23 protein-coding genes, 2 pseudogenes and 1 riboswitch are annotated in these 25,441 nt (G+C 65.8%); of the genes and pseudogenes, 7 read left to right on the top strand and 18 right to left on the bottom strand.

Annotation, left to right across the window (positions count from 1 at the left end):
• Positions 1 to 35 precede the first annotated feature (35 nt).
• From AC0L6G_RS01060 to AC0L6G_RS01070, 3 genes are read right to left on the bottom strand one after another with little or no spacing between them, the layout of a single operon-like run.
• Entirely contained in the window at positions 36 to 473 is a 438-nt protein-coding gene (locus AC0L6G_RS01060; protein WP_293824485.1) for a flagellar basal-body protein FlbY, read from the bottom strand.
• On the bottom strand, positions 470 to 772 hold the full coding sequence (locus AC0L6G_RS01065) for a rod-binding protein (protein ID WP_291537861.1): 303 nt from the start codon (positions 770 to 772) through the stop codon (positions 470 to 472). Before AC0L6G_RS01065 ends, AC0L6G_RS01060 begins: the two co-directional genes overlap by 4 nt.
• A 2-nt stretch (positions 773 to 774) precedes the next feature.
• Complete coding sequence (locus AC0L6G_RS01070) at positions 775 to 1,896, bottom strand: flagellar basal body P-ring protein FlgI (protein WP_291537859.1); 1,122 nt, start codon at positions 1,894 to 1,896, stop codon at positions 775 to 777.
• 182 nt (positions 1,897 to 2,078) lie between these two features.
• On the opposite strand from AC0L6G_RS01070, the gene AC0L6G_RS01075 reads away from it, so the two are divergent.
• The 4 genes and pseudogenes from AC0L6G_RS01075 (at position 2,079) to AC0L6G_RS01090 (ending at position 4,899) form a co-directional block, all read left to right on the top strand.
• Complete coding sequence (locus AC0L6G_RS01075) at positions 2,079 to 2,510, top strand: flagellar assembly protein FliX (protein ID WP_293824488.1); 432 nt, start codon at positions 2,079 to 2,081, stop codon at positions 2,508 to 2,510.
• 172 nt (positions 2,511 to 2,682) lie between these two features.
• Positions 2,683 to 3,117: an RNA polymerase-binding protein DksA gene (gene dksA / locus AC0L6G_RS01080; protein WP_293824490.1), complete on the top strand. Its 435-nt coding sequence runs from the start codon at positions 2,683 to 2,685 to the stop codon at positions 3,115 to 3,117.
• 558 nt (positions 3,118 to 3,675) lie between these two features.
• Positions 3,676 to 3,918 (top strand): annotated as a pseudogene (locus AC0L6G_RS01085) (Arm DNA-binding domain-containing protein); the annotation flags it as partial.
• 51 nt (positions 3,919 to 3,969) lie between these two features.
• Positions 3,970 to 4,899 carry a tyrosine-type recombinase/integrase gene (locus tag AC0L6G_RS01090; protein WP_312205248.1) on the top strand — a complete coding sequence of 310 codons (930 nt, stop codon included), beginning with the start codon at positions 3,970 to 3,972 and terminating at the stop codon, positions 4,897 to 4,899.
• On the opposite strand, the gene AC0L6G_RS01095 is transcribed toward AC0L6G_RS01090, so the two are convergent.
• Positions 4,863 to 5,633 (bottom strand): hypothetical protein, encoded by a 771-nt coding sequence (locus tag AC0L6G_RS01095; RefSeq protein ID WP_221415959.1) that lies wholly within the window; start codon positions 5,631 to 5,633, stop codon positions 4,863 to 4,865. The two genes, AC0L6G_RS01090 and AC0L6G_RS01095, sit on opposite strands and share 37 nt — an antisense overlap.
• Positions 5,630 to 5,776: a hypothetical protein gene (locus AC0L6G_RS01100; protein ID WP_473252730.1), complete on the bottom strand. Its 147-nt coding sequence runs from the start codon at positions 5,774 to 5,776 to the stop codon at positions 5,630 to 5,632. Before AC0L6G_RS01100 ends, AC0L6G_RS01095 begins: the two co-directional genes overlap by 4 nt.
• 170 nt (positions 5,777 to 5,946) lie before the next feature.
• Here AC0L6G_RS01100 and AC0L6G_RS01105 point away from each other — a divergent pair.
• Positions 5,947 to 7,320 (top strand): annotated as a pseudogene (locus AC0L6G_RS01105) (IS3 family transposase).
• On the opposite strand, the gene AC0L6G_RS01110 reads toward AC0L6G_RS01105, so the two are convergent.
• The gene (locus AC0L6G_RS01110; protein WP_473252731.1) at positions 7,265 to 7,699 is read right to left on the bottom strand and encodes a hypothetical protein; all 435 of its coding nucleotides are present in this window, start codon (positions 7,697 to 7,699) and stop codon (positions 7,265 to 7,267) included. The pseudogene AC0L6G_RS01105 and the gene AC0L6G_RS01110 sit on opposite strands and share 56 nt — an antisense overlap.
• A gap of 96 nt (positions 7,700 to 7,795) precedes the next feature.
• Between AC0L6G_RS01110 and AC0L6G_RS01115 the strand changes: the two genes are divergently transcribed.
• Entirely contained in the window at positions 7,796 to 8,092 is a 297-nt protein-coding gene (locus AC0L6G_RS01115) for a DUF7662 domain-containing protein (RefSeq protein WP_184273027.1), read from the top strand.
• 110 nt (positions 8,093 to 8,202) lie between these two features.
• Here AC0L6G_RS01115 and AC0L6G_RS01120 read toward each other — a convergent pair whose 3' ends face one another.
• The 11 genes from AC0L6G_RS01120 to AC0L6G_RS01170 all read right to left on the bottom strand — a co-directional run bounded on the left by AC0L6G_RS01120 (position 8,203) and on the right by AC0L6G_RS01170 (position 22,618).
• A complete protein-coding gene (locus AC0L6G_RS01120) occupies positions 8,203 to 8,541 on the bottom strand; it encodes a hypothetical protein (RefSeq protein WP_184273029.1) in 339 nt (112 codons plus the stop codon).
• A gap of 118 nt (positions 8,542 to 8,659) precedes the next feature.
• Positions 8,660 to 9,097, bottom strand: coding sequence for a DUF305 domain-containing protein (locus AC0L6G_RS01125; protein ID WP_184273032.1), 438 nt, complete (start codon positions 9,095 to 9,097; stop codon positions 8,660 to 8,662).
• A gap of 5 nt (positions 9,098 to 9,102) precedes the next feature.
• Complete coding sequence (locus AC0L6G_RS01130) at positions 9,103 to 11,541, bottom strand: heavy metal translocating P-type ATPase (RefSeq protein ID WP_433956295.1); 2,439 nt, start codon at positions 11,539 to 11,541, stop codon at positions 9,103 to 9,105.
• Positions 11,542 to 11,778: 237 nt separating this feature from the next.
• Positions 11,779 to 12,420, bottom strand: coding sequence for a methyltransferase family protein (locus AC0L6G_RS01135; protein ID WP_184273039.1), 642 nt, complete (start codon positions 12,418 to 12,420; stop codon positions 11,779 to 11,781).
• Positions 12,417 to 13,001 carry a cation efflux transmembrane domain-containing protein gene (locus AC0L6G_RS01140; protein ID WP_184273042.1) on the bottom strand — a complete coding sequence of 195 codons (585 nt, stop codon included), beginning with the start codon at positions 12,999 to 13,001 and terminating at the stop codon, positions 12,417 to 12,419. The genes AC0L6G_RS01135 and AC0L6G_RS01140 overlap by 4 nt, the downstream gene beginning before the upstream one ends.
• On the bottom strand, positions 13,001 to 16,222 hold the full coding sequence (locus AC0L6G_RS01145; protein ID WP_376856397.1) for an efflux RND transporter permease subunit: 3,222 nt from the start codon (positions 16,220 to 16,222) through the stop codon (positions 13,001 to 13,003). Before AC0L6G_RS01145 ends, AC0L6G_RS01140 begins: the two co-directional genes overlap by 1 nt.
• Before the next feature lie 12 nt (positions 16,223 to 16,234).
• Entirely contained in the window at positions 16,235 to 17,437 is a 1,203-nt protein-coding gene (locus AC0L6G_RS01150; RefSeq protein ID WP_184273048.1) for an efflux RND transporter periplasmic adaptor subunit, read from the bottom strand.
• Positions 17,437 to 18,690 carry a TolC family protein gene (locus AC0L6G_RS01155; protein WP_184273051.1) on the bottom strand — a complete coding sequence of 418 codons (1,254 nt, stop codon included), beginning with the start codon at positions 18,688 to 18,690 and terminating at the stop codon, positions 17,437 to 17,439. Before AC0L6G_RS01155 ends, AC0L6G_RS01150 begins: the two co-directional genes overlap by 1 nt.
• Positions 18,691 to 18,746: 56 nt before the next feature.
• Positions 18,747 to 19,076 carry a hypothetical protein gene (locus AC0L6G_RS01160; protein WP_184273054.1) on the bottom strand — a complete coding sequence of 110 codons (330 nt, stop codon included), beginning with the start codon at positions 19,074 to 19,076 and terminating at the stop codon, positions 18,747 to 18,749.
• A 1,018-nt stretch (positions 19,077 to 20,094) separates the two neighbouring features.
• Positions 20,095 to 20,484: a fluoride efflux transporter CrcB gene (gene crcB, locus AC0L6G_RS01165; protein ID WP_184273058.1), complete on the bottom strand. Its 390-nt coding sequence runs from the start codon at positions 20,482 to 20,484 to the stop codon at positions 20,095 to 20,097.
• A gap of 91 nt (positions 20,485 to 20,575) precedes the next feature.
• A riboswitch (Fluoride riboswitch) is annotated at positions 20,576 to 20,636 on the bottom strand.
• A gap of 879 nt (positions 20,637 to 21,515) precedes the next feature.
• A protein-coding gene (locus AC0L6G_RS01170) for an IS3 family transposase (protein ID WP_473252732.1) occupies positions 21,516 to 22,618 on the bottom strand; the annotation gives its coding sequence in 2 pieces (ribosomal slippage) (positions 21,516 to 22,357 and positions 22,357 to 22,618; 1,104 coding nt in all).
• A gap of 96 nt (positions 22,619 to 22,714) precedes the next feature.
• Here AC0L6G_RS01170 and AC0L6G_RS01175 point away from each other — a divergent pair.
• Positions 22,715 to 23,901, top strand: a protein-coding gene (locus tag AC0L6G_RS01175; protein ID WP_473252733.1) for an IS3 family transposase whose coding sequence is annotated in 2 segments (ribosomal slippage) — positions 22,715 to 22,976 and positions 22,976 to 23,901 — 1,188 coding nt in all. Because the reading frame shifts where the segments join, the coding sequence is not laid out codon by codon here.
• Between the two features lie 265 nt (positions 23,902 to 24,166).
• Here AC0L6G_RS01175 and AC0L6G_RS01180 read toward each other — a convergent pair.
• Positions 24,167 to 25,318 (bottom strand): metallophosphoesterase, encoded by a 1,152-nt coding sequence (locus AC0L6G_RS01180; RefSeq protein ID WP_260398551.1) that lies wholly within the window; start codon positions 25,316 to 25,318, stop codon positions 24,167 to 24,169.
• Positions 25,319 to 25,441 lie beyond the last annotated feature (123 nt).

Consider the following 25,441-nt stretch of genomic DNA (forward strand, 5'->3'; position numbering starts at 1 on the left):
CGCTTAAAAAATCGGCAATGGCGGACAGTCGGCCGTCAGGCGGTCCGATTGAAGGCCACGGCCCGACCGTCGCCCTGGGCCGCGCGTCCGTCGGCGGCGTAGGCGCTGGCCGGAGTGCGGGCGGCCGTGACCTCTGCGGCGATGGCGCGCACAAGGCCTTCGGAGATCTGGCGGGCCGCGTCGACGGCGCGGGCGTGGACGCTCAGCACCGCGTCGAAGGCGCGTGTGGCCTCGGTCAGCGCCTTCCTGTCCTCCGGCGGTGCGCCGCGCAGCAGGGCGGGGTTGGCCTTCACATGGGCGGTGTCGCGCCGATAGAGGTTGGCCATCTCCTGCGTTTCGGCCAGGCCAGCGGCGACATCCTGGGGGCGGCGGTCGGCGAAGGCCTGGGTCTCGGCGGACAGGCGCTCGGTCAGGCGGCGGGTCAGGACGATCAACTGGCGCACACGCGCCTGCGACAGCTCATGGTCGGTCATGGGCGTCCTTCCTGCATCTTCAGCATTTCCGACATGACCGGGCCGCTCAGGCCGATGCCGCCGGCTTTCACCGTGGTCTTGGCCATCTCGTCCAGCATGAAGCTGCGCCAGGTCGCTTCGGCCTGACCGCCGCCGAACAGGCCGTCGGTCGACAGGCCGTCGAACATGGGCTTCAGCATCTGGGAGATGAAGGTGGCCTCGAAGGCCTGGGCGGTTTCCCTGATCTTGTCGCGGTTGGCGGGCGTGGGCGCGGCGGCGGCGGGGCGCAGCAGGTCGGCGGAGACGGTCAGGTCGCTCATGCTCACATCACCTCGATGTCGGCCTGAAGGGCGCCGGCGGCCTTGATGGCCTGAAGGATGCTGATCATGTCGCGCGGGCTGACCCCCAGGGCGTTCAGGCCGTTGACCAGGGTCGACAGATTGGCGCCGCCGCCGACCAGGCGCATCTGGGTGCCCAGGTCCTCTTCGACATTGACCTGGCTGGAGGGGACGATGGCGGTCTGGCCCTGGCTGAAGGGCGCGGGCTGGCTGACGATGGGCTGCTCGTCCACCGATATGGTCAGATTGCCCTGGGCGATGGCGACGCGCGAGATGCGCACCGCATCGCCCATGACGATGACGCCGTTCACCTCGTCGATGATGACCTTGGCCGGCGTATCCACGCTGACCGGCAGGTTTTCGATCCGGCTGATGAAGCCCGCCATGCCCAGCTGGGCTGGGGCGCGCAGGGCGACCACCGTGCCGTTCTCGGCCAGGGCCGCGCCCGGATAGGCGGCGTTGACCACGGCCGCGACGCGCTGGGCGGTGGTGAAGTCCGGGTTGCGCAGGTTCAGGCGAACCTCGTTCATGTTCGCCATCTGGAAACCGGTCTCGCGCTCGACCAGGGCGCCCGAGGCGATGCGGCCGGCGGTCGGAACGCCGCGCGTCACCGAAGAGCCCGATCCGCCGGACGCCGACACCGCGCCGGTCTGCACCGACCCTTGCGCCACCGCATAGACCTGGCCGTCGGCCCCTTGCAGGCTGGTCACGACCAGCGATCCGCCCAACAGGCTCTTGGCGTCGCACATTGAGGCGACGGAGACGTCGATGCGTGAACCCGGCGTGGCGAAGGCGGGCAGGTCGGCCGTCACCATGACGGCGGCCATGTTCTTGGTGTTGGCGTTGGAGCCGCGGATATTGACGCCCAGCCGCTCGGTCATGCCTTCCAGCGACTGGCGGGTGAAGGGGCAGTTGCGCAAGGAGTCGCCCGTGCCGTTCAGCCCCATGACCATGCCGTAGCCGACCAGCTGGTTGCCGCGCACGCCCTCCACGGCCGCGATGTCCTTGATGCGCGACTGCATCTGGGCCTGGGCCAGCGTCGGTCCGGCCGAGGCCGTCAGGGCGGCGACGGCGCAGGCGGCAAGGCGGGCAAGCAGATTTTGCATCGGTCGAACGTCCACGCAGCTTTACGTCACACGCCATGCCAGGATCATGCCGCACGATTAACCAAGGGAATTCAACGCCCATCGGCTCTCACGCGAGGTGGATGCGGCAGGATTTGCCGGGGCGTTAACCAAACAGTCATCGCCGTCCGTCATCCATGGCCCATGATGCGGAGCACCTGGGCATGAAGGTTGTCGGGCCAAACGGCGTCAGCACGCCGACCAGCACGCGCACGGCGCGATCCGCCAGCGGCTTTTCGCTGGGACAGGCGGCCGCGCCGGCTGCGCCCGCCGCCGCGACCGCCAGCGCCGCGACGGGCGGGGTGTCGGATGTATCGGCCCTTATGGCGCTGCAGGGCGTGGAAGGGCCGCTGGAGCGGCGCCGGCGCGCCATCCGCAGAGGCGGCGGGCTGCTGGATCGATTGGACGAACTGAAACTGGCGCTGCTGGGCGGCGAGGCGGACGAGGCCTTGCTGGACCGACTGGCGCGCAGTCTTCGCGAGGAGCGGGCGGACGACGGCGATACGGGGCTGAACGCCGTGCTGGACCAGATCGACCTGCGCGCCTCGGTCGAACTGGCCAAGGCGGAAATGCGCCGCCCCGCCGGCCGAGGCTGAAAAACCCACGGATGTCAGGCGGCTAAGCTTGTGAGGTGAGTGACAAATGTCACTTTGTTCGTCTGCCGGCCCCATTTGCATCACGGAATCGAGAACCGCGTTGCCGCGACTCGTCAGGCTGACTATACGGCCTTCTGCGCCACAGGGGGGCGTGTTAGAGAGCGTGAGATCGATGAACGCTTTGGCGTCCGTTGTGACCGACGAACCAGGCCCATATCGCCCGTCCGACGACGAGCCGTTCATGAACGAACGGCAGCAGGCCTATTTCAAGAAGAAGCTGCTGGACTGGAAAGAGGACATCCTCCGCGAGTCCAAGGGCACGGTGGTCAATCTGAAGGCCGAGACCGAGAACCACCCCGATCTGGTGGACCGGGCCTCGTCCGAATCCGACCGCGCGCTGGAACTGCGCACGCGCGATCGCCAGCGCAAGCTGATCTCCAAGATCGACGACGCCTTGCGTCGGATCGAGGACGGCACCTACGGCTATTGCGAGGATACGGGCGAACCCATCGGCCTGGGACGCCTGGAAGCCCGTCCGACCGCCACCCTGTCGGTCGAAGCCCAGGAGCGCCACGAGCGCCGCGAGCGTGTTCACCGCGACGACTGATCGGCCCAGTCAGACAGGCAAGACGGTCGCGAGATCGGTGCGGCTGAAGTCGTCGCCCTTGAACATAGGGGGCGCGTCGTTTCGCTTGGCTATGACGTAGGCGAACAACGCCGAGATTGAGCCTGGCCGGCGCGCGATTGTCGAAATTCATCTGAACCTGTGCAGCCGCTTGGATGCCTTGCCAGGCGCAGCCGCGATTTGCTTGTCGAAATTTGCGATCAGGGCATCCAGATCAGCGACACCGCGTCGCCTCGATCTCCGCTCAAGCCGTGCAGCCCGCGTGCGCCTGCTGATAGCCACCGACGACAAGACCGAGATGGCTCCGCGGGTAGAGGCTGGAAATAGTTTTCCATATCGTGTCGCCGAGGTGCGGTTGGTTCCGCGAAAACTGCTTCAATACAATGTGTTGTGTTTTTCATTTCGTTTCGAGCCGTTTCGGCGCGTTTCTACAAGCTTTTGTCTGGTGGATGGGAAGCTGGATGGGAAGGAAGGCTGTGGAAATGAAATGAGGAGCCACTAGAATCAGGTTTCCGGATTGATTTGCGGGGGGGCGTGTTCATGGCTTTGAAGGTCAACAAGCTCACGGATCGAAGTGTCCGAGGCTTCAAGAGCAAGGGCTACTATTCCGACGGCGACGGTCTCTATCTCGTCGTCTCCGGGACCGGCGGACGCAGCTGGATCTATCGCTATCGTTCGGGTGGGGCACGAAGGGACCTGGGACTGGGTTCTTTCCTCGACGTCTCCCTGGTTGACGCCCGGCTCGCCCGTGACGCCGCGAAACGGGCCGTTGCGGCAGGGCGGGATCCTCTTGAGTGCGGTCAGTCCGCCCCCATTCCCGCGCCCGTGGCGCCTATGGATCCGCCCCGGCCGGTTCGGGTCGAAGGGCGGCCGACGCTGTTGGCGTGCTGGAAGGACTATGTGGCGGCCCAGGAAGGCGGCTGGCGGGGCCGAAAGACCAAGGCGGGCTGGATGCGCTCGATCGAGCGTCATGCCGCGGCCATCAAGAACAGGCCGATCGATGAGATCGACGTCGAGACTGTGTTGTCCGTCGTTCAGCCCATGTGGCTGACCAAGGCCGAATCCGCGGGCAAGTTGCGCGAGCGGCTGGAGCGCGTGCTGGACTACGCTCGGGTCATGAAGCTGCGCACCGGAGAAAACCCGGCCCTGTGGAAGGGCAATCTGAACCACCTGTTGCCGCCGCGTCCCCGGCTGCAGCGCGGGCATATGCCGGCCATGCCCTATGTTCAGATACCGGCCTTCATGAAGCGTCTGGCAGACAGTCAGGGAATGTCGGCTCGGGCGCTGGAGTTCACCATCCTCACGGCGTCGCGGGAGACCATGACGCTTGAGGCGACCTGGGGCGAGATCCGGGACGACGTCTGGGAGCTCGACAAGAGCCGTATGAAGGAGCGGGCCTTTCGCCAGCCCCTGTCAGTCGGCGCCCTGGCCGTGCTGGAGGCGATCCGACCCGCGCGGGTCAGACCCAATCAACTGATCTTCCCGGGCCCCAAGGGCGGGGTGATGTCCAACATGGCGATGGACATGCTGTTGCGGGACCTGGCGCCGGGCTGCACGCCTCATGGCATGCGTTCGACCTTCCGGGACTGGGCGGGGGACGAGACGCATTACGCCCGGGAGGTCATCGAGGAATGCCTCGCCCACGCCGTCGGCGACGAAACCGAGCGGGCCTACAGACGTAGCGACGCCTTGCGAAAGCGACGGGAGGTCATGCAGGCTTGGTCGGCCTACTGCCTGCCTGGGTCGGTCTCGAGCGGAGCCTGAGCCTCAGCGTCCGGCCCCACGATCTCCAGCCAGTTGAGAATCAGGGCGGCGGGGGAGGCGGAGCGCCGCACGTCGAACTCCTCCTGGCCGCCGATCTGGACGCGGCAGACGGTGAAGGCCTCCCTATGGGACCGGCTGTTGTCCGTGAGGATGGAGGCGTCGGCGACATCGACGGCCAGCTTGATCGCCTGCTGAGTCCTGGGGAAACGGCGTCGTAAGACGCCTTCCTCGATCCCGTGGCCGCCGCTGCTCACGCGCGTCTGGACGCGCAGGATGGATAGTTCGGGATTGGCCAAGCCGACGAAGAACAGCAGCACGAAATAGCCTGCCGCCTGCATGTCTCGGACTAGGTCGACTTTGGACAGGATCCGGCCGTCTTCCTGCGGTTCCCAGTAGGAGAAGACCGTCTCCATGGCGAAGGGCACCTGAGCGGCCATCGCGTGACCCGCGAAGGCGTTGACGCCCTGCTGGGCCACGCTCATCCAGCCGCGATCCGTGTCACGAAGCTCAGCGGCCCACGCCGCGAGGAATCCATCGTCGCCGGCCTCGGGAAGAATGGACAGCATCATCCGGTCCGCATTGATCAGCGGAATCCGCAGAGTGTCGGCCAGGGACCGGCGCCACATGGTGGACTTACCCGAGCCATTGTGCCCCGCCAGGATGATGGCGAGCGGTTTTTCTGTCTGCATCTGGGCGGCGAGAATGGCGTCTACCGCGACGCGGAGGCTGGTCAACCCGTGACCTTGAAGGTCCCGTTCTCCAGCACGCCGCGCTCCGTCTTGCCGTTCAGTTCGCGAATGAAGACGCCGGGACGGTCAGGGTCGGCGGAATAGAGCGGAACATCCTTGCGGGCGTAGAGACGGACGCCAGGGCGCATCAGTCGCTTCTTGGCGCGTTCAAGCGCTTCGCTGCTCATCGCCACATTGCGTTTGACATCGGCGGACGCGGGTTTGGGAGCGATTGTTCGGCGTCAGCGCCTTTGGCACAGATCTGGGGTTGCGGATAATGGAGGGATTGGGTCTCGTCGCAGTGACGTAAGGAACGCAGATGAGACCCAATCCCTCCAGCCCAAAATTGGCTGCCAAGCCCACCAAGAAGCCCGCCGAGGTGGTGGTGAAAGATATTCGCCGTGCCACACGCCGGCATTTCTCGGCCGAGGATAAAATCCGCATCGTGCTCGAAGGCCTGCGCGGCGAGGAGAGCATCGCTGAACTGTGCCGCCGCGAAGGCATCGCCCAGAGCGTGTATTATTCCTGCGTCAAAAGAATTCCTTGAGGCTGGCAAACGCCGTCTGGCCGGGGACACGGCCCGTGCCGCCACCAGTGACGAGGTCAAGGATCTGCGCCGTGAAGCACTGGCTCTCAAGGAATGCGTGGCCGACCTGACGCTCGAGAACCGCCTGCTTAAAAAAAGCATGATCGCGGATGGGGGCGACCAAGAATGAGGTATCCCGCCGCAGAAAAGCTCGAGATCATCCGCCTCGTCGAGCAATCCCATCTGCCCACCCGACAGACGCTGGAGAAACTGGGCATCCCACGCCGCACCTTTGCCCGCTGGTATGCCCGCTACCTTGATGGTGGGCCTGAGGCGCTGGAAGACCGCCCCTCGGCGCCAAGCCGGGTATGGAACCGGCTGCCCGAGAATGTGCGCAAACAGATCATCGACATGGCGCTGGAGGAAAGCGAACTCTCGCCCCGCGAGTTGGCCACCAAATTTACCGATGAGAAGCAGTACTTTGTCTGCGAGGCCACGGTTTATCGCCTGCTCAAGGCACAGGATCTGATCGCCAGCCCAGCCTATATCGTCATCAAGGCCCGCGACGAGTTCCACACCAAGACGATGCGACCAAACGAGATGTGGCAGACCGACTTCACCTATTTCAAGCTGATCGGTTGGGGCTGGGTTTACCTCTCAACCGTGCTCGACGACTATTCCCGCTACATCATCTCGTGGAAGCTGTGCACCACCATGACGGCGGGCGATGTCACCGACACGCTGGACTTGGCGCTGGCCGCATCAGGTTGTGACAGCGCCACCGTGCTGCACATGCCGCGCCTGCTCTCGGACAATGGCCCGAGCTATGTCGCGGGCGAACTGGCCGCCTATATCGAGGCCCAGTCCATGAGCCACGTGCGCGGCGCCCCCTTTCACCCCCAGACACAGGGCAAGATCGAGCGCTGGCACCAGACCTTGAAAAACCGCATCCTACTGGAGAATTATTACCTGCCCGGCGATCTCGAAGCCCAGATCGAAGCCTTCATCGAGCACTACAACCACCAGCGCTATCACGAAAGCCTGGGCAATGTGACGCCCGCAGATGCCTACTTTGGCCGCGATCGGCAGATCCACGCCCAGCGCGCCGCCATCAAGAAACAGACCATCGAACATCGCCGCTTGCAGCACCGCAAGCTCGCCGCCTAAAAGCCAACCCCTGACGAGGCCCGCTCTCCGTTAACGCCACGCCAAACCTGCGCCAAATGTTTCGACGACGGACAGGAGCGATAACCGTCACGCCGCTGAAGGTGACCTTGGAGCTCGCGCCCTTGGTCGCGCGCCGGGAAACCACAGAGCCGCGTTTCTGGACCGATTTCGAGGGCGTCGCGAAGGAATTGGCCATGGAGGGAAGATAGCCGGAGCTGAGCGGCTTCGCCAGTGACGTGAACATGAACCGGTTGATCCAACGTTCAATCGCGGAACCACCGCGTTTGCGGGAGAGTTTGCTAGCGGTCTTCGGAACGCCTTGGGTCTTGGTTTCTGTCGCGGTGAAGCTGCGGGGTGTTTTCAAGCCGAGCTGTTCCACAGGGCCGGTCTTTTCCGAAGCGACGGGCGCCGTTATAGGCGCAGGCGTTCAAGGACCGGCGGCTCGATGCGCCGAAGAACGGGAGCAGGCTGAAACATGGCCAAATATGACCCGCTTGTTCGGTATCTGCGTCGTCAGAAGGCGCTTGAGGTTGAACTGAGCTTTCGCGACATCGAACGCATCTTGGGCGGCCTCCTGCCCAAGGCCTCGGCCAATCCGCAATGGTGGCTAGTCGATGGCGCCGCCTTGGCGCCGCCTCAACAGCGAGCGTTCGCCGAGGCGGGCTACAAGCCGGAGCTGGATTTCCACCTGGAGCGCGTCCGTTTCATCAAGTCTCTCGCGCCGGCCGCTGCGTCAGGGCGTGAAGACCAGGCTACGAGCTTTCACAGCTGATCGCGAAAGAGGCTTGGTGCGGCTGGAGGACACCCTCGTCTCCGTCCTGGATCGCTGGGCCGCACGACCGTCGAGGACTATCGGGTGTTGGACGCCTTGCGTGAGACGTCTCAGCCAGAGGACGCCGTCTCGGCGCCTTGAGCATGACCTGAGGGACCGGAGGCCTCGCTTGGGCGCGAAACGCCGGCGTCCCCGTGAGCCGCGCCGGGCGGGCCGTGATAGTGGCGTACAGGGTTCAGGTCGTCGCGCACGACGTAGAGAAAGCCAGAGCCTCCGAGCCAGAGCAGGCTGAACAGAAGGGTCAGGGTGAGTCCCGGACGGGCGCGTGGTGCGAGCCGCAGACCGGCCAGGGCGAGTAGGGGAAGGCCGACGCCATAGACCACGTGCACCGGCCATCCGAGCGTGCTGAAGCAGAAGATGGCGAAGGTGAGAACAGCGCCGGCGCTCACGAAACTCGCCGTCAGGACAGCGAGCCCGTCGAGAAGCGGATTCGCCCGGGGCGGCGGCAGCCGCCTGCCACGACGCTTGCCGGGCCGGCCTTCCCTCCATCGAACGGTGCGCGCCATGTCAGGCGCCGCTCTTCGGCGCCGGCTGAGTTTCGCGTCGCGCCAGCCAGAGGCGCATTCGCAGGATTTCCGTGTCGCGCGCCCGGATGAGGTCCTGGGCCAACCCACGGGCGTCCTTGTCAGAGCCGTGCTGCAACTGGATCCGGGCCAGGGCGATTTCGCCCTCATGATGAGCGATCATGGCGCGCATGAAATCGACGTCGGCGTCGCCGGTCCAGCGGATGTCAGTGGCTTGGTGAAGATGTTCATTAGCCTCCTTGAAGGAGCGGGTCGAGGGCGTGTCTCCCGGGGCGTCGGCATGGCCAGCGTGCTCGTCGATCGGCTGGACGGCCGCAGCCGCCGGACGATCGGGCGAGGATTGACGCGACATCATGCCGAACAGAAAGGCTGCAGCCGCCAGGAAGGCTGCGATGAGGGTAAGCCAGCTAAGGCGTTTCATGGGCTTTATACCGGATAGGATGCGGGCGCCTGTCGATCGCGGTAGGCGAGCAGGCGCAGCGCGTTGAACACCACCAGGAGAGTGGAGCCTTCGTGCAGGGCGACGGCCGGGCCGATGCCGAGACCGAGGATGGTGGCCGGCACGAGGAAGGCGACCACGCCGAGGCTAACGAACAGGTTCTGGCGGATGACGGTTCGGGTGCGACGGCTCAGACCGACCGTGAATGGGAGATTGGACAGATCATCGGCCATGAGGGCCACGTCGGCGGTTTCCAGAGCGACGTCGGAGCCCGCCGCGCCCATGGCCACGCCGACCGTGGCCGTGGCCATGGCGGGGGCGTCGTTGACCCCGTCGCCGACCATGGCGACCTTGGTCTCGGCGCGGAGGCGCTTGATCGCCTCGACCTTGTCGTCGGGCATGAGGTCGCCCCAGGCCTCCGTCAGCCCGACCTGGCCGGCGATGGCTTCGGCCGCCTCCTGGTGGTCGCCCGAGATCATGATCATGCGCCGGACGCCTAGAGATCTCAGTCTTGTCAGGGCGTCGCGCGCGGCCGCACGCGGCGTGTCCAGCAGGCCGATCACGCCGAGATCGCGTTCGCCCTGGCGCACCACCATCAGGGTGCGGCCCTGGGCGCGAAGGCGATCGACCGCCTTGGTCGCCTGGGCGCCGAGAACCGGCACGCCGTCCGATCCGAACATCTCGGGCTTGCCGATCTGGACCGTGACGCCCTCGAGCTCGGCGGCGACGCCCTTGCCGGTCAGGCTCTGCAGGCTTGAAGCGGCAGGGACGGCGGCGCCGTCGAGACGCGCCGCGCCGTCCCGGGCGATCGCTTCGGCCAGGGGGTGGTCGCTGAGCCGTTCCACGGCGACCGCCACCGTCAGCAGGGCGCGTTCGTCGGCCCCGTCGACGGGGATGACGTCGGTGATCCGCGGGCGGCCTTCCGTCAGGGTGCCGGTCTTGTCGAAGGCGATGGCGTCGACGGCGCCGAGGTTCTCAAGCGGCGCGCCGCCCTTGATCAGGACGCCGGCGCGGGCGGCGCGGGCGACGCCCGACAGGACGGCGCTCGGCGTGGCGATGGCCAGGGCGCAGGGGCTGGCGGCCACCAGGACCGCCATGGCGCGGTAGAAGCTGTCGCGGAAGGGTTCGTCGACCACCACCCAGGCGAAGAGCAGGATGAAGGCCAGGCCCAGGACGAGGGGAACGAAGACGCGCTCGAACCGGTCGGTGAACCTCTGTGTCGGCGACTTCTGGGTCTCCGCCTCGCTGACCATGCGCACGACCTTGGCCAGGGTGGTGTCGCTGGACTTGCGGGTGGTCTCGATCTCGATGGCGCCGGCGCCGTTGATTGTACCTGCGAAGACGGCGGATGCGGCGAGGATGGAGGCGGGGCGGGCCCGGGCCTCGGCGAGATCGTCGACCGGCTGCTTGTCGACCGGCATGCTCTCCCCGGTGACCGGGGCCTGATTGACGCTGGTGGCGCCCTTGATGACGAAGCCATCGGCGGGCAGGCGTTCATTGGGCCTGACCACCACCACCTCGCCGACCTCGAGCGCCTCAACGGGTATTTCGATCACCTCGCCGTCACGCCGCACCCGGGCTGTGCGCGGGGCCAGTTCCGCCAGGGCTTCGATGGCGCGCTTGGCCCGGCCCATGGCGTAGTGCTCGAGGGCGTGGCCGAGGCTGAAGAGGAAGAGGAGCAGGGCGCCTTCCGCCCAGGCGCCGAGCGCGGCCGCGCCCGCCGCCGCCACCAGCATCAGGGTGTCGATCTCGAAGCGCTTGCGTCTGAGGTTGTCGATCGCCTCACGCACAGTGAAGAATCCGCCCAGGCCGTAGGCGCAGAGAAAGAGCGCGAGCGGGATCCAGCCCGGCAAGCCCGAGGCCAGTTTTTCCAGGGCGAAGCCGAGACCGAGGGCGCCGCCGGCGGCGAGGGCGAAGATCAGTTCGGTGTTGGCGCCGAAAATCCCTCCATGGGCGTGATCATGGTCGGCGTGATCCTCTTTCCCGTGGCCGTGGCCGTGGTCGTGGCCAGCGTGGTCGCCGGCGGCATGTTCAGACCTGGCCGAGAAGGGCTGAAGGGAGAAGGCGAGGCCGTGGCCGGCGAGCGTTTTCATCAACTGGTCGCGGGTGGTCCGGTTCTGGTCGAACTCGACGCGGACCGCGCCGGCGGCGTCTAGCCCGACCTCGAGGACGCCGGGCTCGGCCTTGAGATCGGTCTCGAGCGAACGGGCGTGCCGCGCGTGGCGCACGCCTTGGGTCCAGCCAACCAGGTGGCCGAAGCGCTGGCTGATCTCGGCTCCGGCCTGGAGCGCTTTGCGGCGCACCTCGTCCGGCGACAGGAGCTCGGGGTCGTAGTGCAGGCAGAGCTGGGGCCCGGAAGGGGATTCCGCGACATGGACCTGGGACAGGCCCGGAGCGCCAGACAGGCGTTTGACGAGCCGTTCCACGCAGGCGTCCGAGGCATCAGGCGCTTCGGGGAGAAGAACCGGTATGTCGAGTCTGACGGTACTAGGCATGCTTGAACTCCTCGGATGAGGGAGAGGGGGCTGAAGGCGAGGGCGGCGACTCCGCCTGAACGTCGCGCTCGTGCGAAGCGAGGCGAACGGCGGCGCCCGCAAGGAAGGCGAGCGCCGCAAGAAGAGCGGCGAGAGAGGTCACAAGACGCTGGCGATCCATGCTTCGCCTTAGGGAAGTTGGAAGATGACGCTGAACCAGCCGAACTGTTGGAGGCCCTCCAGAAGTTCAAACAGGGGCAGGGCCAGGAGAAAGACGAGGCCGTCTCTCAGGGTGCGAAGGAAGAAGGCGGGGCGGATCGTAAGTTCCGCCTCATCGCGCCACAGTCGGAGATCCGGAAGGAAACGCGGCGTCCGGAGGCGGTAACGTTCATAGGTCGCGCCGAAGGCGCCGGCGAGGAAGCGCTCCTCCCTTTCGACGACCGCCCGGAAGACCCCCCAGCAGGCCAGGGCGAACACCAGGCCGATGGTCAGGCTGCCTGACATGGCGCCGACGCCGAAGGCGCCGATGAAGCTGAAGACGTAGAGCGGATTGCGGCAGAGGGAATAGGGGCCGTTGGAGACGATTTCCTGTTTCTTGCGCCCCCCAATGTAAAGGGAGCACCAGGCGCGGCCGAAGATGCAGATCATGATGGCGATGAGGCCGAGATGTTCGACGGGGTGTTCAAATTCGGGGCGGGCCTTGACCAGCGGCGTCCAGGCCAGGAGGGCGAAAAGGCCCGCCAGGATGAAGAGCTTGCGCCATTTCTGGACGCCCTGGATGTCGATAGGGACGGCGGAGCCTTCACGCCCGTGCTGTTTGGGAGGATTCACGAGATTGTTCCTTCAACGGCGACGCTGCTCGCGTCGCGGAGGATGTCCATTCCGCCTTTGAAGGCGAGGCCTGCCGCTCGATTTGGCCAGGCCTGACTCAGGGCCGTGACCAGTCCGCCGGCGACGAGCATGCCGCCGTTCGAGGCGAAGTCATTGACGCTGAAGGTCTGCGCCGCCTCCAGGTTGACGTCGTCGCCGTCCTGACGCTTGAGCAGGACAAGGCAGATCAGGTTCACGACCGCCGATATGACGGCGAGACCCATCATGGTCCAGCCGACCGGTTCGGTCCCTACGATCCAGCGCCGTCCTACGGCCAGCAGGACGCCGGCGGCGAAGATCAACAGCATGATCCCCGACAGCCGGGCGGCGCAGGTCTTCCAAAACACCGTCCGGCCGATGGCCAGGAAGCTTATCATATAAACCGCGGCGTTGGAGCCGTTGTCGAGCGGGTTGGCGAGGAGGGCGCTGGAGTCGGCGAACAGGCCGCCGACTCCGAGACCCACGAACAGGAGGACGTTGAGCGCCAGAACGACGACAAGCGTGCGACGTTGAAGCGTATCCTGTTCCCGGGATCCGCCCATCAGTCCTCGATCCCTTCCGCCTTGCGATGTTTGACGGCCTTGGCCGCGAAGGTCGGCAGCACCAGCAGCGTCAAGGCCGTGGCCGTCAGAAGACCGCCGATGACCACGGTGGCCAGAGGCTTCTGCACCTCGGCCCCGGCTCCGTGCGCCAGCGCCATTGGGATGAAGCCGACGATGGCCACCAGGGCCGTTGTCAGCACCGCCCGCAGGCGGCTGAAGGCGCCGAAGAGGGCGGCGTCGTGCGGGTTCTGACCCGCCTGCAGCCGCTCGCGAATGGCCTGCATCAGGACCAGACCGTTCAGGGTCGCGACGCCGGACACAGCGATGAAGCCGACCGCCGCCGAGACCGAGAAAGGCATGCCCCTGAGCAACAGGGCCAGCGCCCCGCCGACCAGGGCCAGGGGAACACAGGCGAAGACCAGCCCCGCCTCCGCGAACGACCCCAGGGCCATGAACAGCAGGATGCCGATCAGGACGAAAACCACCGGGATGACCAGGCCGAGCCGCTGTTCGGCTCGCTTCAGGTTCTCGAACTGCCCGCCCCATTTGAGCGAATAGCCGGTCGGCAGCTTGACCTGGGCGCCGACCCTGTCCTGGGCGTCCCCGACAAAGCCGCCCAGATCGCGGCCGCGGACGTTGGCCTGGACCACCATGCGGCGACTGCCGTCGTTGCGGCTGATCTGGTTCTGGCCCTCGGCCACCTGGATGCGGGCGATCGAAGACAGGGGCACCGTCAGACCGGCCGCCGTGGTGACGGGCAGGGCGGCGAGGGCGGCGGGGTTGTTCCGCTGCGTATCGTCAAGACGGACCACGACGTCGAAACGACGGTCCCCCTCGAAGATTTGTCCTGCCTCGGCGCCGCCGATCGCGGCCGAGACCGCTTCCGACACGTCTGCAGCCGCCAGGCCGTAGTTGGCGGCGGCGAAGCGGTCGACGCTGACCGTCAGGGTCGGCAGGCCCGACGCCTGCTCCACCCGCACGTCGGCCGAACCGGGCGTGTCGCGCAGGGCGTTGGCCACCTGATCCGCCGTCGCCTGGAGTTGCGCGAAATCGTCGCCATAGACCATGACGGCCAGATCGGTGCGGACGCCCGAGATCAGCTCGTTGAAGCGCAGCTCGATCGGCTGGCTGAACTCGAAGCTGTTACCCAACTGGGTGGAGGCGGCCTTTTCGATGCGGGCGATCAACTCCTCCTTCGGCAGTTTCGGATCAGGCCATTCCCTGCGGTCCTTCAAGACGATGACGGCGTCGGAGATGTTCGCCGGCATGGGGTCGACCGCCGCCTCGGCCGTGCCCGTCCGGGAGAACATGGTCTGGACTTCGGGCTGGGCCGTGATGGCGCGTTCCAGCGCCATCTGCATGGCGAGGGATTGCTCCAGCGAGGCCGAGGGCACGCGCAGGGCCTGCATGGCGATGTCGCCTTCGTCCAGGGTCGGGATGAACTCCCGGCCCAGAGTGGTGAAAACCACACCGCCGATAACGAGGGCGCCGACCGCGGCGGCGAGGACCACCTTGGGGCGATCGACGGCCGCACGGATGGCCGGTTCGATCCAGCGGCGCGCGTGGCGCAGCAGGAAGGTTTCATGCTCCAGGGCTTCGCCCTTGTCATCGACATGGACGGTCTTGGGTTCGCGCACGAGCAGGGCCGTCATGGCCGGGACGAAGGTGAAGGAGAAGATGAAGGCCCCGACCAGAGCCAGCATGACCGTGGCGCCCATGGGGATGAAGGTCTTGCCCTCGACCCCTTCCAGCATCAGCAGGGGGGTGAAGACCAGCAGGATGATCAGCTGGCCGAAGGCGGCGGGCTTGACCATCTGGCGCGCGGCGTTGGCGGCGACGCCCAGACGTTCGTGGCGGGTCAGGGCGCGGCCCACATCCGCTCGGCGCTGGCTGAGCATGAGCAGGGTGTTCTCGACCACCACCACGGCGCCGTCGACCAGAAGGCCGAAGTCCAGGGCGCCGAGGCTCATCAGGTTCCCGCTGATGCCGAAGCGGTTCATGCCGATGACCGCGAACAGGAAGCTGATCGGGATCATCAGGGCCGTGATCGTCGCCGCGCGGATGTTCCCCAGCAGCAGGAACAGCACGACGATGACCAGCAGGGCGCCTTCGGTCAGGTTCTTGGCCACCGTCTTGATGGTGGAGTTGACCAGGGCGCTGCGGTTCAGCACCGGCTCGGCCACGATGTCGGGCGGCAGGCTGGCGCTGATCTGCTCCAGCCGCTCGGCGGCGGCCTGAGCCACGGTGCGGCTGTTCTCGCCCGCAAGCATCAGGGCCGTACCGATGACCGCTTCATGGCCGTCGCGGCTGGCCCCGCCCAGACGCGGCGCCTGGCCGATTTCGACCACCGCCACGTCGGCGACGCGCACGACCAGGCCGTTGCGATTGACCACGGGCGCCTGGGCCAGATCCTCGACCGTCTGGGCCAGGGCGTCTGTACGCACGGTCAGGGCCTCGCCGGCCCGCTGCACGTATCCGGCGCCGGCCTGGGTGTTGGCGCGATCCAGTGCCTGGATTAGGTCGCCCAAGCCCAAGCCATAGCCGGCAAGCCGCGCCGGATCAGGGCGGACGGCGTACTCCTTCACATAGCCGCCGTTGACGTCGACGCCCGCCAGACCGGGCGCGGTCCGCATCCGGGGCGCGATGATCCAGTCCTGCACGGTGCGCAGATAGGTGGCGCGCGCCTGGGGGGTCGCCAGCCGCTCGCCCTCGGGCGTCAGATAGGCGCCGTCGGGTTGCCAGCCGGGGCGGCCCGCCCGCGCCGTCTTGGCGTCGAAGGGCTTGAGGTCGACCGTCCACATCAGGACTTCGCCCAGGCCGGTAGTGATCGGCGACAGGGCCGGTTCGACGCCCTCGGGCAGGTTCTCACGCGCCTGGGCCATCCGCTCGGCCACCTGCTGGCGGGCGAAATAGATGTCGGTCGCGTCGCTGAAGATGACGGTGACCTGGCTGAAGCCGTTGCGGGTCAGGGAGCGGGTGCTCTGGATTCCAGGAATGCCCGCCATCGCCGTTTCCAGCGGGTAGGTGACCTGACGCTCCATCTGTTCGGGGGCCAGGGCCGGGGCCACGGTGTTGATCTGCACCTGCCGGTTGGTGATGTCCGGAACGGCGTCGATCGGCAGCTTGGTCAACTGGAACAGGCCCCAGGCCGCGACCAGGGTCGTGGCCAGGACGATGAACCAGCGGAAGCGGACGGACGCTTCGATGATGGCTTTGAACATGATCGCCCTCCCTTAGTGGCCGTGCTCGGCTTCGCCCTTGGCCAGTTCGGCCTTGAGCAGGAAGGCGTTGGCCGCCGCGACGCGTTCGGTTCCGGTCAGGCCGCGCAGGATCTCGGTGGAGCCGCCGGCCTGACGTCCGGCCAGCACGGGCTGAGCGCGGAAACCGTGATCATTTCGGACGAAAACCACTGTGGCGCCGTCGACCGTCTGCACTGCTTCGGACGGCACGGTCAGGGCGCCGCCGGAAGGATTTCCGGTGACGACAGCGCCGGTGACGGGCGAACCCGCCGGCGGCAGGCCGCCGCCGTCCGGACGGGCGCGGATCACGGTCGCGCCGCTGTCCTGCAGGCCGGCGTCGGCCGCAACCCCGACCACCAGGGCGTCGAACTCGCCCTGAGGGCCGGTAACGCGCATGCGCGAGCCGACGCGGACCTGGGCCGCCAGTTGCGGCGGTGCGTTGAAGACCAGCTCGACGCGGGCCGGATTTGTCACCTCGGCGACCACGCCGCCCTGGGCGACGAAGCCGCCCGGGCCGACCTGGACATTGGTGACGACGCCCGAGATGGGACTGACGACGCTCATTCGTCCCGAGGCGTTGGGCGAACCGGCCGCCGTCGCGCGCGCCCGCGCGGCGCGGGCCATGGCCTCGGCGCTGGCGGCCTGGGCCTGGGAGGCCTCGACCTCCTGACGGGCGACGACGCCCTGGTCGGCGAGGTTGCGGTTGCGCTGGAAGGCCTGACGAGCCGCCGTCGCCGCCGCCGAGGCGGCGTCGATATCGGCGCGCAAGGCGGCGCCTTCGCCGCTGACGAGGCTGATCAGGGGTTGGCCCGCACGGACCGTCTGGCCCGGCGCCACCAGCACCCGCTCGACCGTGCCGCCGACCATGGCGCCGACGGCGGCCCGGGCGTCTGTCATGGCCTCGACCCGGCCGGACAGACGGGTTTCTCCGCCCCCGCCGCGCGAGACGGCGACGATCGAGATGCCGGCCGCCTTGAGCTGTTCGGCGCTGAGCTCGACGACGCCCTCGGGGGTCTCGCCTTCGTCGGCGTGGCCCGCTTCGCCCTCGGCCTGGTCAGCCGCCTTCGCCGGAGCGGCCTCTTCCGCCGGCGTCGCAGATGGTTTCTGCAGGGCCATATAGAGGCCCCCGCCGCCCAGAATGACCAGGGCGGCGACACCGCCGATCAGCAGGGTCTTGTTGGATGTCTTGGAGCGCATCAGGAGTTTCCTTGGAACGGGGCGCGGCCTTCCAGGCGCGCCAGATCGATTTCGGCGCGGACGCGCGATAGGCGAGCGTCGACGGCGGCGGCGCGAGCGTTGATCAGGGCGGTGCGGCTGACCCGCAGTTCGAGTTGGGAGATGCGCCCGGCATCGGCGCCGAGTCGCGACAGGCGATAGGCCTCCTCGGCCGCCTTCACTCCTGCATCGGCCGCCGAGACGCGGCTGCCGGAGGAGGCAAGGCGGGCCATCGCGGCTGATCGGTCTGCATGGGCGTCCTGCCGCGCCTGGAGAACGCGGGCCTCCGCTGCGCGGAACTCAGCCTGGGCCGCATCAATATTGCCACGGTTCCTGTTGAACAGGGGCAGGGGCAGGCTGAGACCGACGGTCAGGGCGGTCTCGTCCTCCAAGCCGTACCGTGTCACGCCGACGCTGGCGGTGACGTCTGGACGGCCGTCGATGCGCTCGACCTGGATGCGGCGCTCGGCGGCCGTGGCCTCCGATTCAGCCACCCGAACCGTCGGGGCGCTGTCGACCGGCGTCGGTTGGACGCTGACCGCGGCGTCGAGCAGGCTGGCGTCGATCGAGGTGGCCGGAGCGGGCAGCATGGCGACAGCAGTCAGGCGGGCGAGGGCGGCCTGGCGTTCGGCCAGGGCTTCGTCCAGACTGGCCCGGGCGGCGGCGGCTTCGCTCTCGGCCTGGACCCCCCGCAGGAGAGGCTCGCGCCCTTCCTCGACCAAAGCCAGGGCGGCGCGAGCGTCCGCCAGGGCCAGGGAAAGGCCTTCCTCGGCCAATTGGGTTCGGCGCTGGGCCGCCTCGGCCTCAGCATAGGTCAGGGCCAGGCGGCCGCCGGCGTCAATGAGGGCTAGGTCGCGCCGAAGAGCCGCTGATCCTGCCTCGGCCCGTGCGACGTTCACCCGCGCGGGCCTGCGCCCCCACAGCTCGAGATCCTGACTGAATGAGAGGCCTAGATCAGCTGCGCCGAAACCAGAATAGGGACCCGAGCCGCCGACATTCTCGGCGGTGAGGGAAAGATTGGGATTGGGGCGAACGCGGGCCTGTCGAACACGGGCTTCGGCGGCGTCGACCAAGGCGAACGCTTCGGATGCGGCCGGCGTCTGGTCCAGGCGGGCCAGGAGTTCGGCGTAGGAGGGTGCAGGCTCGGCCCAGGTCGGCCCGGCCGCAAGGGAGGCGAGCACGACCAGCGCGCAGCCGGTCGCGAGGCGCGGCCGACGACGAATTGTCGGAGACATGTTTGAATTTCCAGAATTAATTCAGAAGGAGGGCGCGCGATGGCGCAGGCTTCTGATCAGGCTCTGGGGGGGCGCTTGAGACCGTTGGGGGCGAAGGACACGGTCGTGTCATCGCCGGGGATGACACGCGGCGACGCCGCATGGGGCGCCGTCACATCGATTTCGGGGATGGCATGACGCTCGCTGGCCGTATGGTGGCAATGGCCGTGGGCGCAGGCCCCAGATTCGACGCCCTCGCCGCCATGCGTATCGCTGGGATGAGGATTGAGCACCTGCTCGAGAGCGGGGATCTCGGGGGTGCAGGCTGCGGCGTCGGTCGCCGGAATCACGGCGAAAACGGCGATGACCAGGGTCAGCGCCGCAAAAATTCTCGCCAATCTGATCATCGACCAAGGCATCAAAGCCTAGCTAATAACGTCAAACGCCAATGGCAATCTGTTATAAGGTTCGCCCTGAAACGCAGAGCGCCGTCTAAAGACACAGCACGTTGCTTGCTGCAGCGGCGTCGCGCCCGGCTATAGCGCGGCCTTATCCTTCTTCTCATTGGTTTTGCGATGTTTTGTCACCGCGGGTCTGGGCGTCGGGTCTGTTCCGGATCATGAGGGCCGATCCGTAGTCCCGGGGATCGCGCGAGACATAGGCCGTCGCCGACGTACCGGAGTGATCCTGAGAAGACGGGCCGCCCAGGGCGAGCAGCGCCGCCTCCCAGGGGCGGTCAGGACTGTAGCAGGGGCAAATAGGATACAGCCCAGAAACAGACAGGCAGGGACCAGGAACCCGATCATGACTGGAGGGTGATCTGATCCGCTCCGAGCGCCGGCCGTGGGACGTCGATCGAGAGAGCAAGGGCGGTAGCGGGCGCCTTAGCGAATATGCCAGCCTTGAACGGGTGGCCGAACTGGCCGCGTTCATCGCCGAGCATGGCGCGCTTGGCGCGGAATTGCTCGACTACTATTGCGGCGACGTGGACGAGGGCGTGATCGCCCGCCTTGAAAACCAAAGCATTCGACCAGAACGCGCGCCGCTTCCCATCACCGATACGGCTACAAATCGCATTTCCATCCCTGCGGCGCCGTCGAGGCCAACGGCGGCGATCTGTAGCGCAGATCGTCGCATGGCTGGACGAGAAGGCGACAAAGCCAGAGTGGCGACGCCATGTCGAAGCCACCCGACAAGGCGAATTATTCTGAACGGAAGAGGCCACGTTACCACGCGGTCCTTTCCGTTTCCGCCCCAAAACCTCGGAGCCCCTCCCGATAAGATGGGATAGGAAAGATAAGAATGTCACTGGCGCGCAAGCGCGCCAGTGGTTTAAGAAACCGCCAAAACGCCAATATTGGCTATGCGTTTTGGCTAATCTGTAAACTGGTTCTGGCGGGGAGCCGCTATTTGCACCCTTGCCTACTAGGCATCACTGATGCCTAGCAAGTGTCTGCCAAGGTACAGCGCAACAAACAGAGCGCCTATGCCTAGCACCACCGAACCAGACACATAGAGGAATGCTTGCAAAACATGCCCACGTTCCCACAGGAGCGCCGCCTCAAGCGAGAATGTCGAGAACGTGGTGAAACCGCCTACGACGCCAGTAGTCAGAAACAGTCGCCACTGCTGGCTCATTCCGAACTTGAATGCGAACAGCTCAACCAACAGCCCCATGACGAATGAGCCGAGGACGTTAATCGCCATCGTACCGAACGGAAACTCCTCGCCCCATGTTTTTGCGGCCAAGAGATTGACGCCGTGGCGCATCGCGCCTCCGATACCCGATCCTAGAAAAACAATCAAAAATCCCATTTTGCCTCCATTGTGTTGTGAGGCGCGCGGGTTTCGCTCAATGGGTGGGAAAGGTCATATGCTCCCGCCATTGCGCGGCCAAGCGGCCTCTCGCATAGCAGGAGCTATCAGCCTTGCGGCGGTTATCGGGGAGCTCCATCCCCATCAACACTGATTATACGCCCAAAAGGATACGCAAGCTATCCCTTAAAGAGCCGCGTGAGCACGCCGCCCTTGCTGTCTCCATCCCAAAATCCCGAAGCCTCACCAAATCAAAGTGAAATCGTGGCGAAAGGCGGCGCAGACGCGCTAGACATCGGTATCGAACGCGCCTGCCCGTCAGATCAGGCAGCGCCAAAGCTCGGTGCGTTTAGCGCTAAGATTAGCACATTAGTGCAAAGCTCCCTGAAAATCGGTGAAAATACAGTGCCTTGGGCTAGTCGCTATCTGAGTCAAAATCAGAGACGGCTTGAAAGCGGGCGGATCGCTCGGATCGCCGGACCCGGGCGCTCGTGAGGTGGTCAAGACGGGAGCGCATGACGAATTGAGATCAAGGCGCTTCGTAATCGTGTGCTATGCTGGGGCTTTGAACACTACGCGCGTCTTCGACCCGGGACGCCGACTTTGGCGTCGGGACAACAGGTCAGCCTTGATATCGGTAAAGAGGGCCTCGCCCAGTTGGCCCCGACCCTGGCTAGAGGCTTTGATCGGGGCTGAGGGCAAACACCTGAAGGCGCAACGGCGCTGCCAAGGCAGGCTTATGGACGCCCATCCCAATCCATCCCCGGGAGGATGGAAACGGCTGCCAGATCGATGACGGCCCGACCTTTACGAGCTTTGTCCGCGGGGGGACCGGTGCATTGGAAGAAGAGTGCGATAGCGCGACCGCAAAACTCGCAATGACCGTCACAACAGTCTCGCATCAGGAGCGCCACCAGATCAGACAGGGTGACGTGCCCCTGAGAATTTCCTCCACGCGGAGCTAGAGTCCGGCCCTTGATGATCCGCCCCCGTTCTCTGGAGCACCCGAGGCTAGAGTTTTCCGGCCCGAGTCAGGGTGACAGGCTGGCTATGTCACCCGGATTCATCAGCGTGATCGGCGTCTTGTTGCCAATGGCCCCATGGGGCCGATCCTCGTTGTAGTATCTACGCCAACCCTCCAACTTTTCGGCCGCGTCGGCAAGCGTCAGGAACCAGTGGGCGTTCAGGCACTCGGCCCGGAAGCGGCCGTTGAAGGCCTCGATGAAGGCGTTGTCCGTCGGCTTGCCCGGACGAGAGAAGTCCAGGGTGACACCATGGGCGTAGGCCCATAGGTCGAGGTTTCGGGAGACGAATTCCGTGCCCTGGTCGACCCTGATGGCTTTGGGATAGCCGAGCTTCGCGCAGGCCTTGTCGAGCGCTTCCACGACGTTCTCAGACCGGTAGGTGAAACGGGGATCGATCACCGGCGAGAACCGCGAAAAAGTGTCCACCATGGTCAGAATGCGGATCTTGCGACCGGTTGCCAGCTGGTCGTGGACAAAGTCCATCGCCCAGGTTTCGTTCGGCCGCGTCGCCTCACAGCGATCCTCCCGGAGCTTGGCCTTCACCCGCCGCTTGGGCGTCTTGTTTCTCAGTTGAAGGCCCAAGGCTTTGTAAATCCTGTGGGTCTTCTTGATGTTTGTCCGCCAACCTTCGCGCTGGAGGAGCACATGCACCCGGCGATAGCCGTAGCGCACGCGTGTCTCGCAAATCGCCTTGATGCGGGCTTCGAGGCCGGCCTGGTCGGGGCGGCGGGATTTGTAGTGAAAACTCGAAGTGTCCATTTCCAGAACCCGGCAAGCCCGCCGGATCGACACGCCCCAGTCACCACAGACGCCCGCCACCAGCTCGCGCTTGCGACCAGGCCTCAGAGCTTTCGCCGGATGACGTCCTGCAGCATCTCCTTGTCCAACGACAGGTCGGCCACGATCCGCTTCAAGCGACCGTTCTCGTCCTCGAGCTGCTTGAGCCGCTTCATCTCCGTTGGCAGCAGACCATCGTATTTCTTCTTCCAGTTGAAGTAGGTCGCCGGACTGATCCCAGCCCGGCGACAGATCTCCGCCACCGGCACGCCGTCAGCGCCCTGCTTCAGAATGAACGCCTTTTGGACGTCCGAGAAAGCCGATGCTTTCATGGTTTCCGCTCCTTCCCAGCCAGGGAAATCTCAGCGAAAAACTCTAACGTCCCGTGATCCAGTTTTCGGGGAGCAGATCATGAAAGGACGGACGGAATGAAACGAGCGAGATTCACGGAAGAGCAGATCATCGGGATCCTGCGGGAGAACGAGGCCGGCGCCAAAGCGGGCGAGCTGGCGCGCAAGCACGGCGTGTCCGAGGGCACGATCTACGCCTGGAAGGCCAAGTTCGGCGGGATGAGCGTGTCGGACGCCCAGCGTCTGCGCGCCCTGGAAGATGAGAACGGAAAGCTGAAGCGCCTGCTGGCCGACGCCATGCTCGACAAGGCGGCGCTGAACGATCTGCTTTCAAAAAAGTGGTAGGGCCCGCGGCGATGCGCCAGGCCGTCGCCCATCTGAAGGCGACGTTCGGCGTCAGCGAGCGGCGGGCCTGCTCCATCATCAAGGCCGATCGCAAATCGGTGCGCTATCGATCTTGCCGTCAGCCGGACACGGCGCTGCGGGAGCGGTTGCGCGCGCTGGCTGTGGAGCGGCGACGGTTCGGTTATCGCCGGCTGTTCGTGCTGCTGCGACGTGAGGGCGAGCCTTCGGGCAAGAACCGGATCTACCGGCTCTATCGCGAGGAAGGCCTGACGGTGCGCAAGCGCCGCTCACGTCGTCGCGCCATAGGCACGCGGGCGCCGATCCTGGTCGAGGCCAGGCCGAACGCCCGCTGGTCGCTGGACTTTGTGCACGACCAGTTCGCCACGGGCCGCCGCTTCCGCATTCTCAACGTGGTCGACGACGTCACCCGCGAGTGCCTGGCGGCGATCCCCGACACCTCGATCTCGGGACGCCGCGTCGCGCGGGAGCTGACAGCGCTGATCGCTCGGCGGGGCCGTCCTGCCATGATCGTCAGCGACAACGGCACGGAGTTCACGTCCACGGCCATCCTGGCCTGGGCGCAGGATCATGGCGTCGACTGGCACTACATCGCGCCGGGCAAGCCGACCCAGAACGGGTTTGTGGAATCCTTCAACGGGCGGATGCGCGACGAACTGTTGAACGAAAGCCTGTTCTTCGGCCTCGACCACGCCCGCCAGAAGGTCGCCGCCTGGGCGCTGGACTACAATACCTGCCGGCCGCACTCATCGATCGGCTACCTCACCCCGGAGGCTTTTGCCGCCAGTCTGACCGCAACAGGCCGACCCGCTGCGCAGTATGAAAGCTGCGCGGCCCGGCCTGTTGCTCACCCCACGCTGCGAGGCGTAACTAACCCAAGGACTCTGGTCGCCGCTGGATGAAAACTCAGAGGCACGTCAAGGGCGGGGAAGACGGCGTTGTGAATTATTGATCGGCCGTTCCGGCGGCTGGCGATGAGGCCTGCCGCCTCCAAACGGCAGAGATGGAAGGAAACGCGCGAAGCCGGAGCATTGCCCATGCGCCTCGCCCCTTCCTTGAGATAGTTCAGGTCATGCCTCATGTATCAGGCGAGAACTGATGGTGGCGGCCTGATGCAAAACCGCCTGCCGGCCTGAATGGGAGGGGGGAAGACCCTGCAATCGGGGACTATAGCTGCGGCGGGAAGGGCAGTTCGAACTCGGACCGTTCGGGCGCGACGCCGAAGGTGGCTTCGCCGTCACGGCCAGCGTACCGCCCCAGTAAGGTCGAGTAGGTGTAGAAGCGGATTTTCCGGGTGTCGGTGTCGAACGCCATGAACCTCAGCCAGCCCGCGCCTCCGTTGGCCGAACCCGCCGTTCCGTCCGGCCCGACAGTATTGCCCTGGTAGTCCTGGATCAGCTGATAGACCGGATGCCCGGCGTCGTTGAGGTCGATCCGAAGGTTCTCGCCATTGGACACGCCGTCCACCGGGCGGGTGTAGTTGTGTCCGCTCAGGACCATGAAGATCATGGCGTTCTTGCGAATGAAACGATCCCAGACCTGGTCGGGGCTGAGGTTGTCGGCGCCCGGGAAATAGCTGTCGTAGCCGTTTGATCGCTCCTGCGCGTCAGGGCGCAGCCATTCGTGGGTGGTGATCATGACGGGAAGGCCGGGATGGGCGTCGATCACGCCCTGGGCCCAGGCCAGCGCGGATTGCGGGGGCTCCATCTCCAGCGACAGGTGCAGGTACGTCCGTCCGCCGCCGTTGAAGGTCTGATAGCTGTTCAGTCCATTTTCCGACGCGCCTCCGTACCAGGCCTTGCCGGCGAAATGGCGCGAGGTCGGTCCGAAATAGAGGCTCCATGTGCGGCCGCCAGCCAGCGGCTTGGAGGCGCCGGGGCCATCCTGGGTCCACCAGGAATAGTTGTCGTAATCGTGGTTGCCCGGAACCATGCCGAACGGCAGGCCGCTGCGGCTGAGGATCGAGATGGCGCGGTTGGCGATGTCCCATTCCTCGCGCGTGTCGAAGAACTGGTATTCACCCTCGGCGTCGGGGATCGCCCGACGGAACTGCCCGTCGCCATGCTGGACGATGTCGCCGACGAAGGTGACGAAGGCCAGGTTCTTGTCCTGCCGCGTATCGACCAGATAGCGCATCTGCTGGTCAAAGGTATCGGCGCCGCGTGGTTGCGGCAGGGTGATGTCGGCATAGTTCTGGGTGTCTGAAACGACGGCGACGGTGAAGATCTCGGCCCTGGCCGGAACTGCAGGCGCAAGCAGCGCCCCGCCCAGCGACAAGGCGAGAGCCACGCTCGCGCCGATCCGTTTGAACATGTCCATGAGTCTGCCCCGAGCCTACGTGTTCGGACGCCCATAGCGATGCTGTGTGACGTTTTTCCTCCGGACGTCCGGAGCGTCGCAACTGATATGGATTTGTCGTGCAACCGACATCAGGCGGTGACG

Source organism: Brevundimonas sp. D3-1P, from assembly GCF_055809335.1.

Bases quoted from the DNA above. Each gene is read 5' to 3' on its own strand.
- AC0L6G_RS01150 (WP_184273048.1), bottom strand. From the start codon at position 17,437: ATGCGCTCCAAGACATCCAACAAGACCCTGCTGATCGGCGGTGTCGCC.
- AC0L6G_RS01180 (WP_260398551.1), bottom strand. From the start codon at position 25,318: ATGGACATGTTCAAACGGATCGGCGCGAGCGTGGCTCTCGCCTTGTCG.
- AC0L6G_RS01060 (WP_293824485.1), bottom strand. From the start codon at position 473: ATGACCGACCATGAGCTGTCGCAGGCGCGTGTGCGCCAGTTGATCGTC.
- AC0L6G_RS01100 (WP_473252730.1), bottom strand. From the start codon at position 5,776: ATGCGCCCTGGCGTCCGTCTCTACGCCCGCAAGGATGTTCCGCTCTAT.
- AC0L6G_RS01075 (WP_293824488.1), top strand. From the start codon at position 2,079: ATGAAGGTTGTCGGGCCAAACGGCGTCAGCACGCCGACCAGCACGCGC.
- AC0L6G_RS01065 (WP_291537861.1), bottom strand. From the start codon at position 772: ATGAGCGACCTGACCGTCTCCGCCGACCTGCTGCGCCCCGCCGCCGCC.
- AC0L6G_RS01125 (WP_184273032.1), bottom strand. From the start codon at position 9,097: ATGAAACGCCTTAGCTGGCTTACCCTCATCGCAGCCTTCCTGGCGGCT.
- AC0L6G_RS01140 (WP_184273042.1), bottom strand. From the start codon at position 13,001: ATGGGCGGATCCCGGGAACAGGATACGCTTCAACGTCGCACGCTTGTC.
- crcB (WP_184273058.1), bottom strand. From the start codon at position 20,484: ATGGGATTTTTGATTGTTTTTCTAGGATCGGGTATCGGAGGCGCGATG.
- AC0L6G_RS01160 (WP_184273054.1), bottom strand. From the start codon at position 19,076: ATGATCAGATTGGCGAGAATTTTTGCGGCGCTGACCCTGGTCATCGCC.
- AC0L6G_RS01145 (WP_376856397.1), bottom strand. From the start codon at position 16,222: ATGTTCAAAGCCATCATCGAAGCGTCCGTCCGCTTCCGCTGGTTCATC.
- AC0L6G_RS01115 (WP_184273027.1), top strand. From the start codon at position 7,796: ATGGCCAAATATGACCCGCTTGTTCGGTATCTGCGTCGTCAGAAGGCG.
- dksA (WP_293824490.1), top strand. From the start codon at position 2,683: ATGAACGCTTTGGCGTCCGTTGTGACCGACGAACCAGGCCCATATCGC.
- AC0L6G_RS01155 (WP_184273051.1), bottom strand. From the start codon at position 18,690: ATGTCTCCGACAATTCGTCGTCGGCCGCGCCTCGCGACCGGCTGCGCG.
- AC0L6G_RS01090 (WP_312205248.1), top strand. From the start codon at position 3,970: ATGGATCCGCCCCGGCCGGTTCGGGTCGAAGGGCGGCCGACGCTGTTG.
- AC0L6G_RS01070 (WP_291537859.1), bottom strand. From the start codon at position 1,896: ATGCAAAATCTGCTTGCCCGCCTTGCCGCCTGCGCCGTCGCCGCCCTG.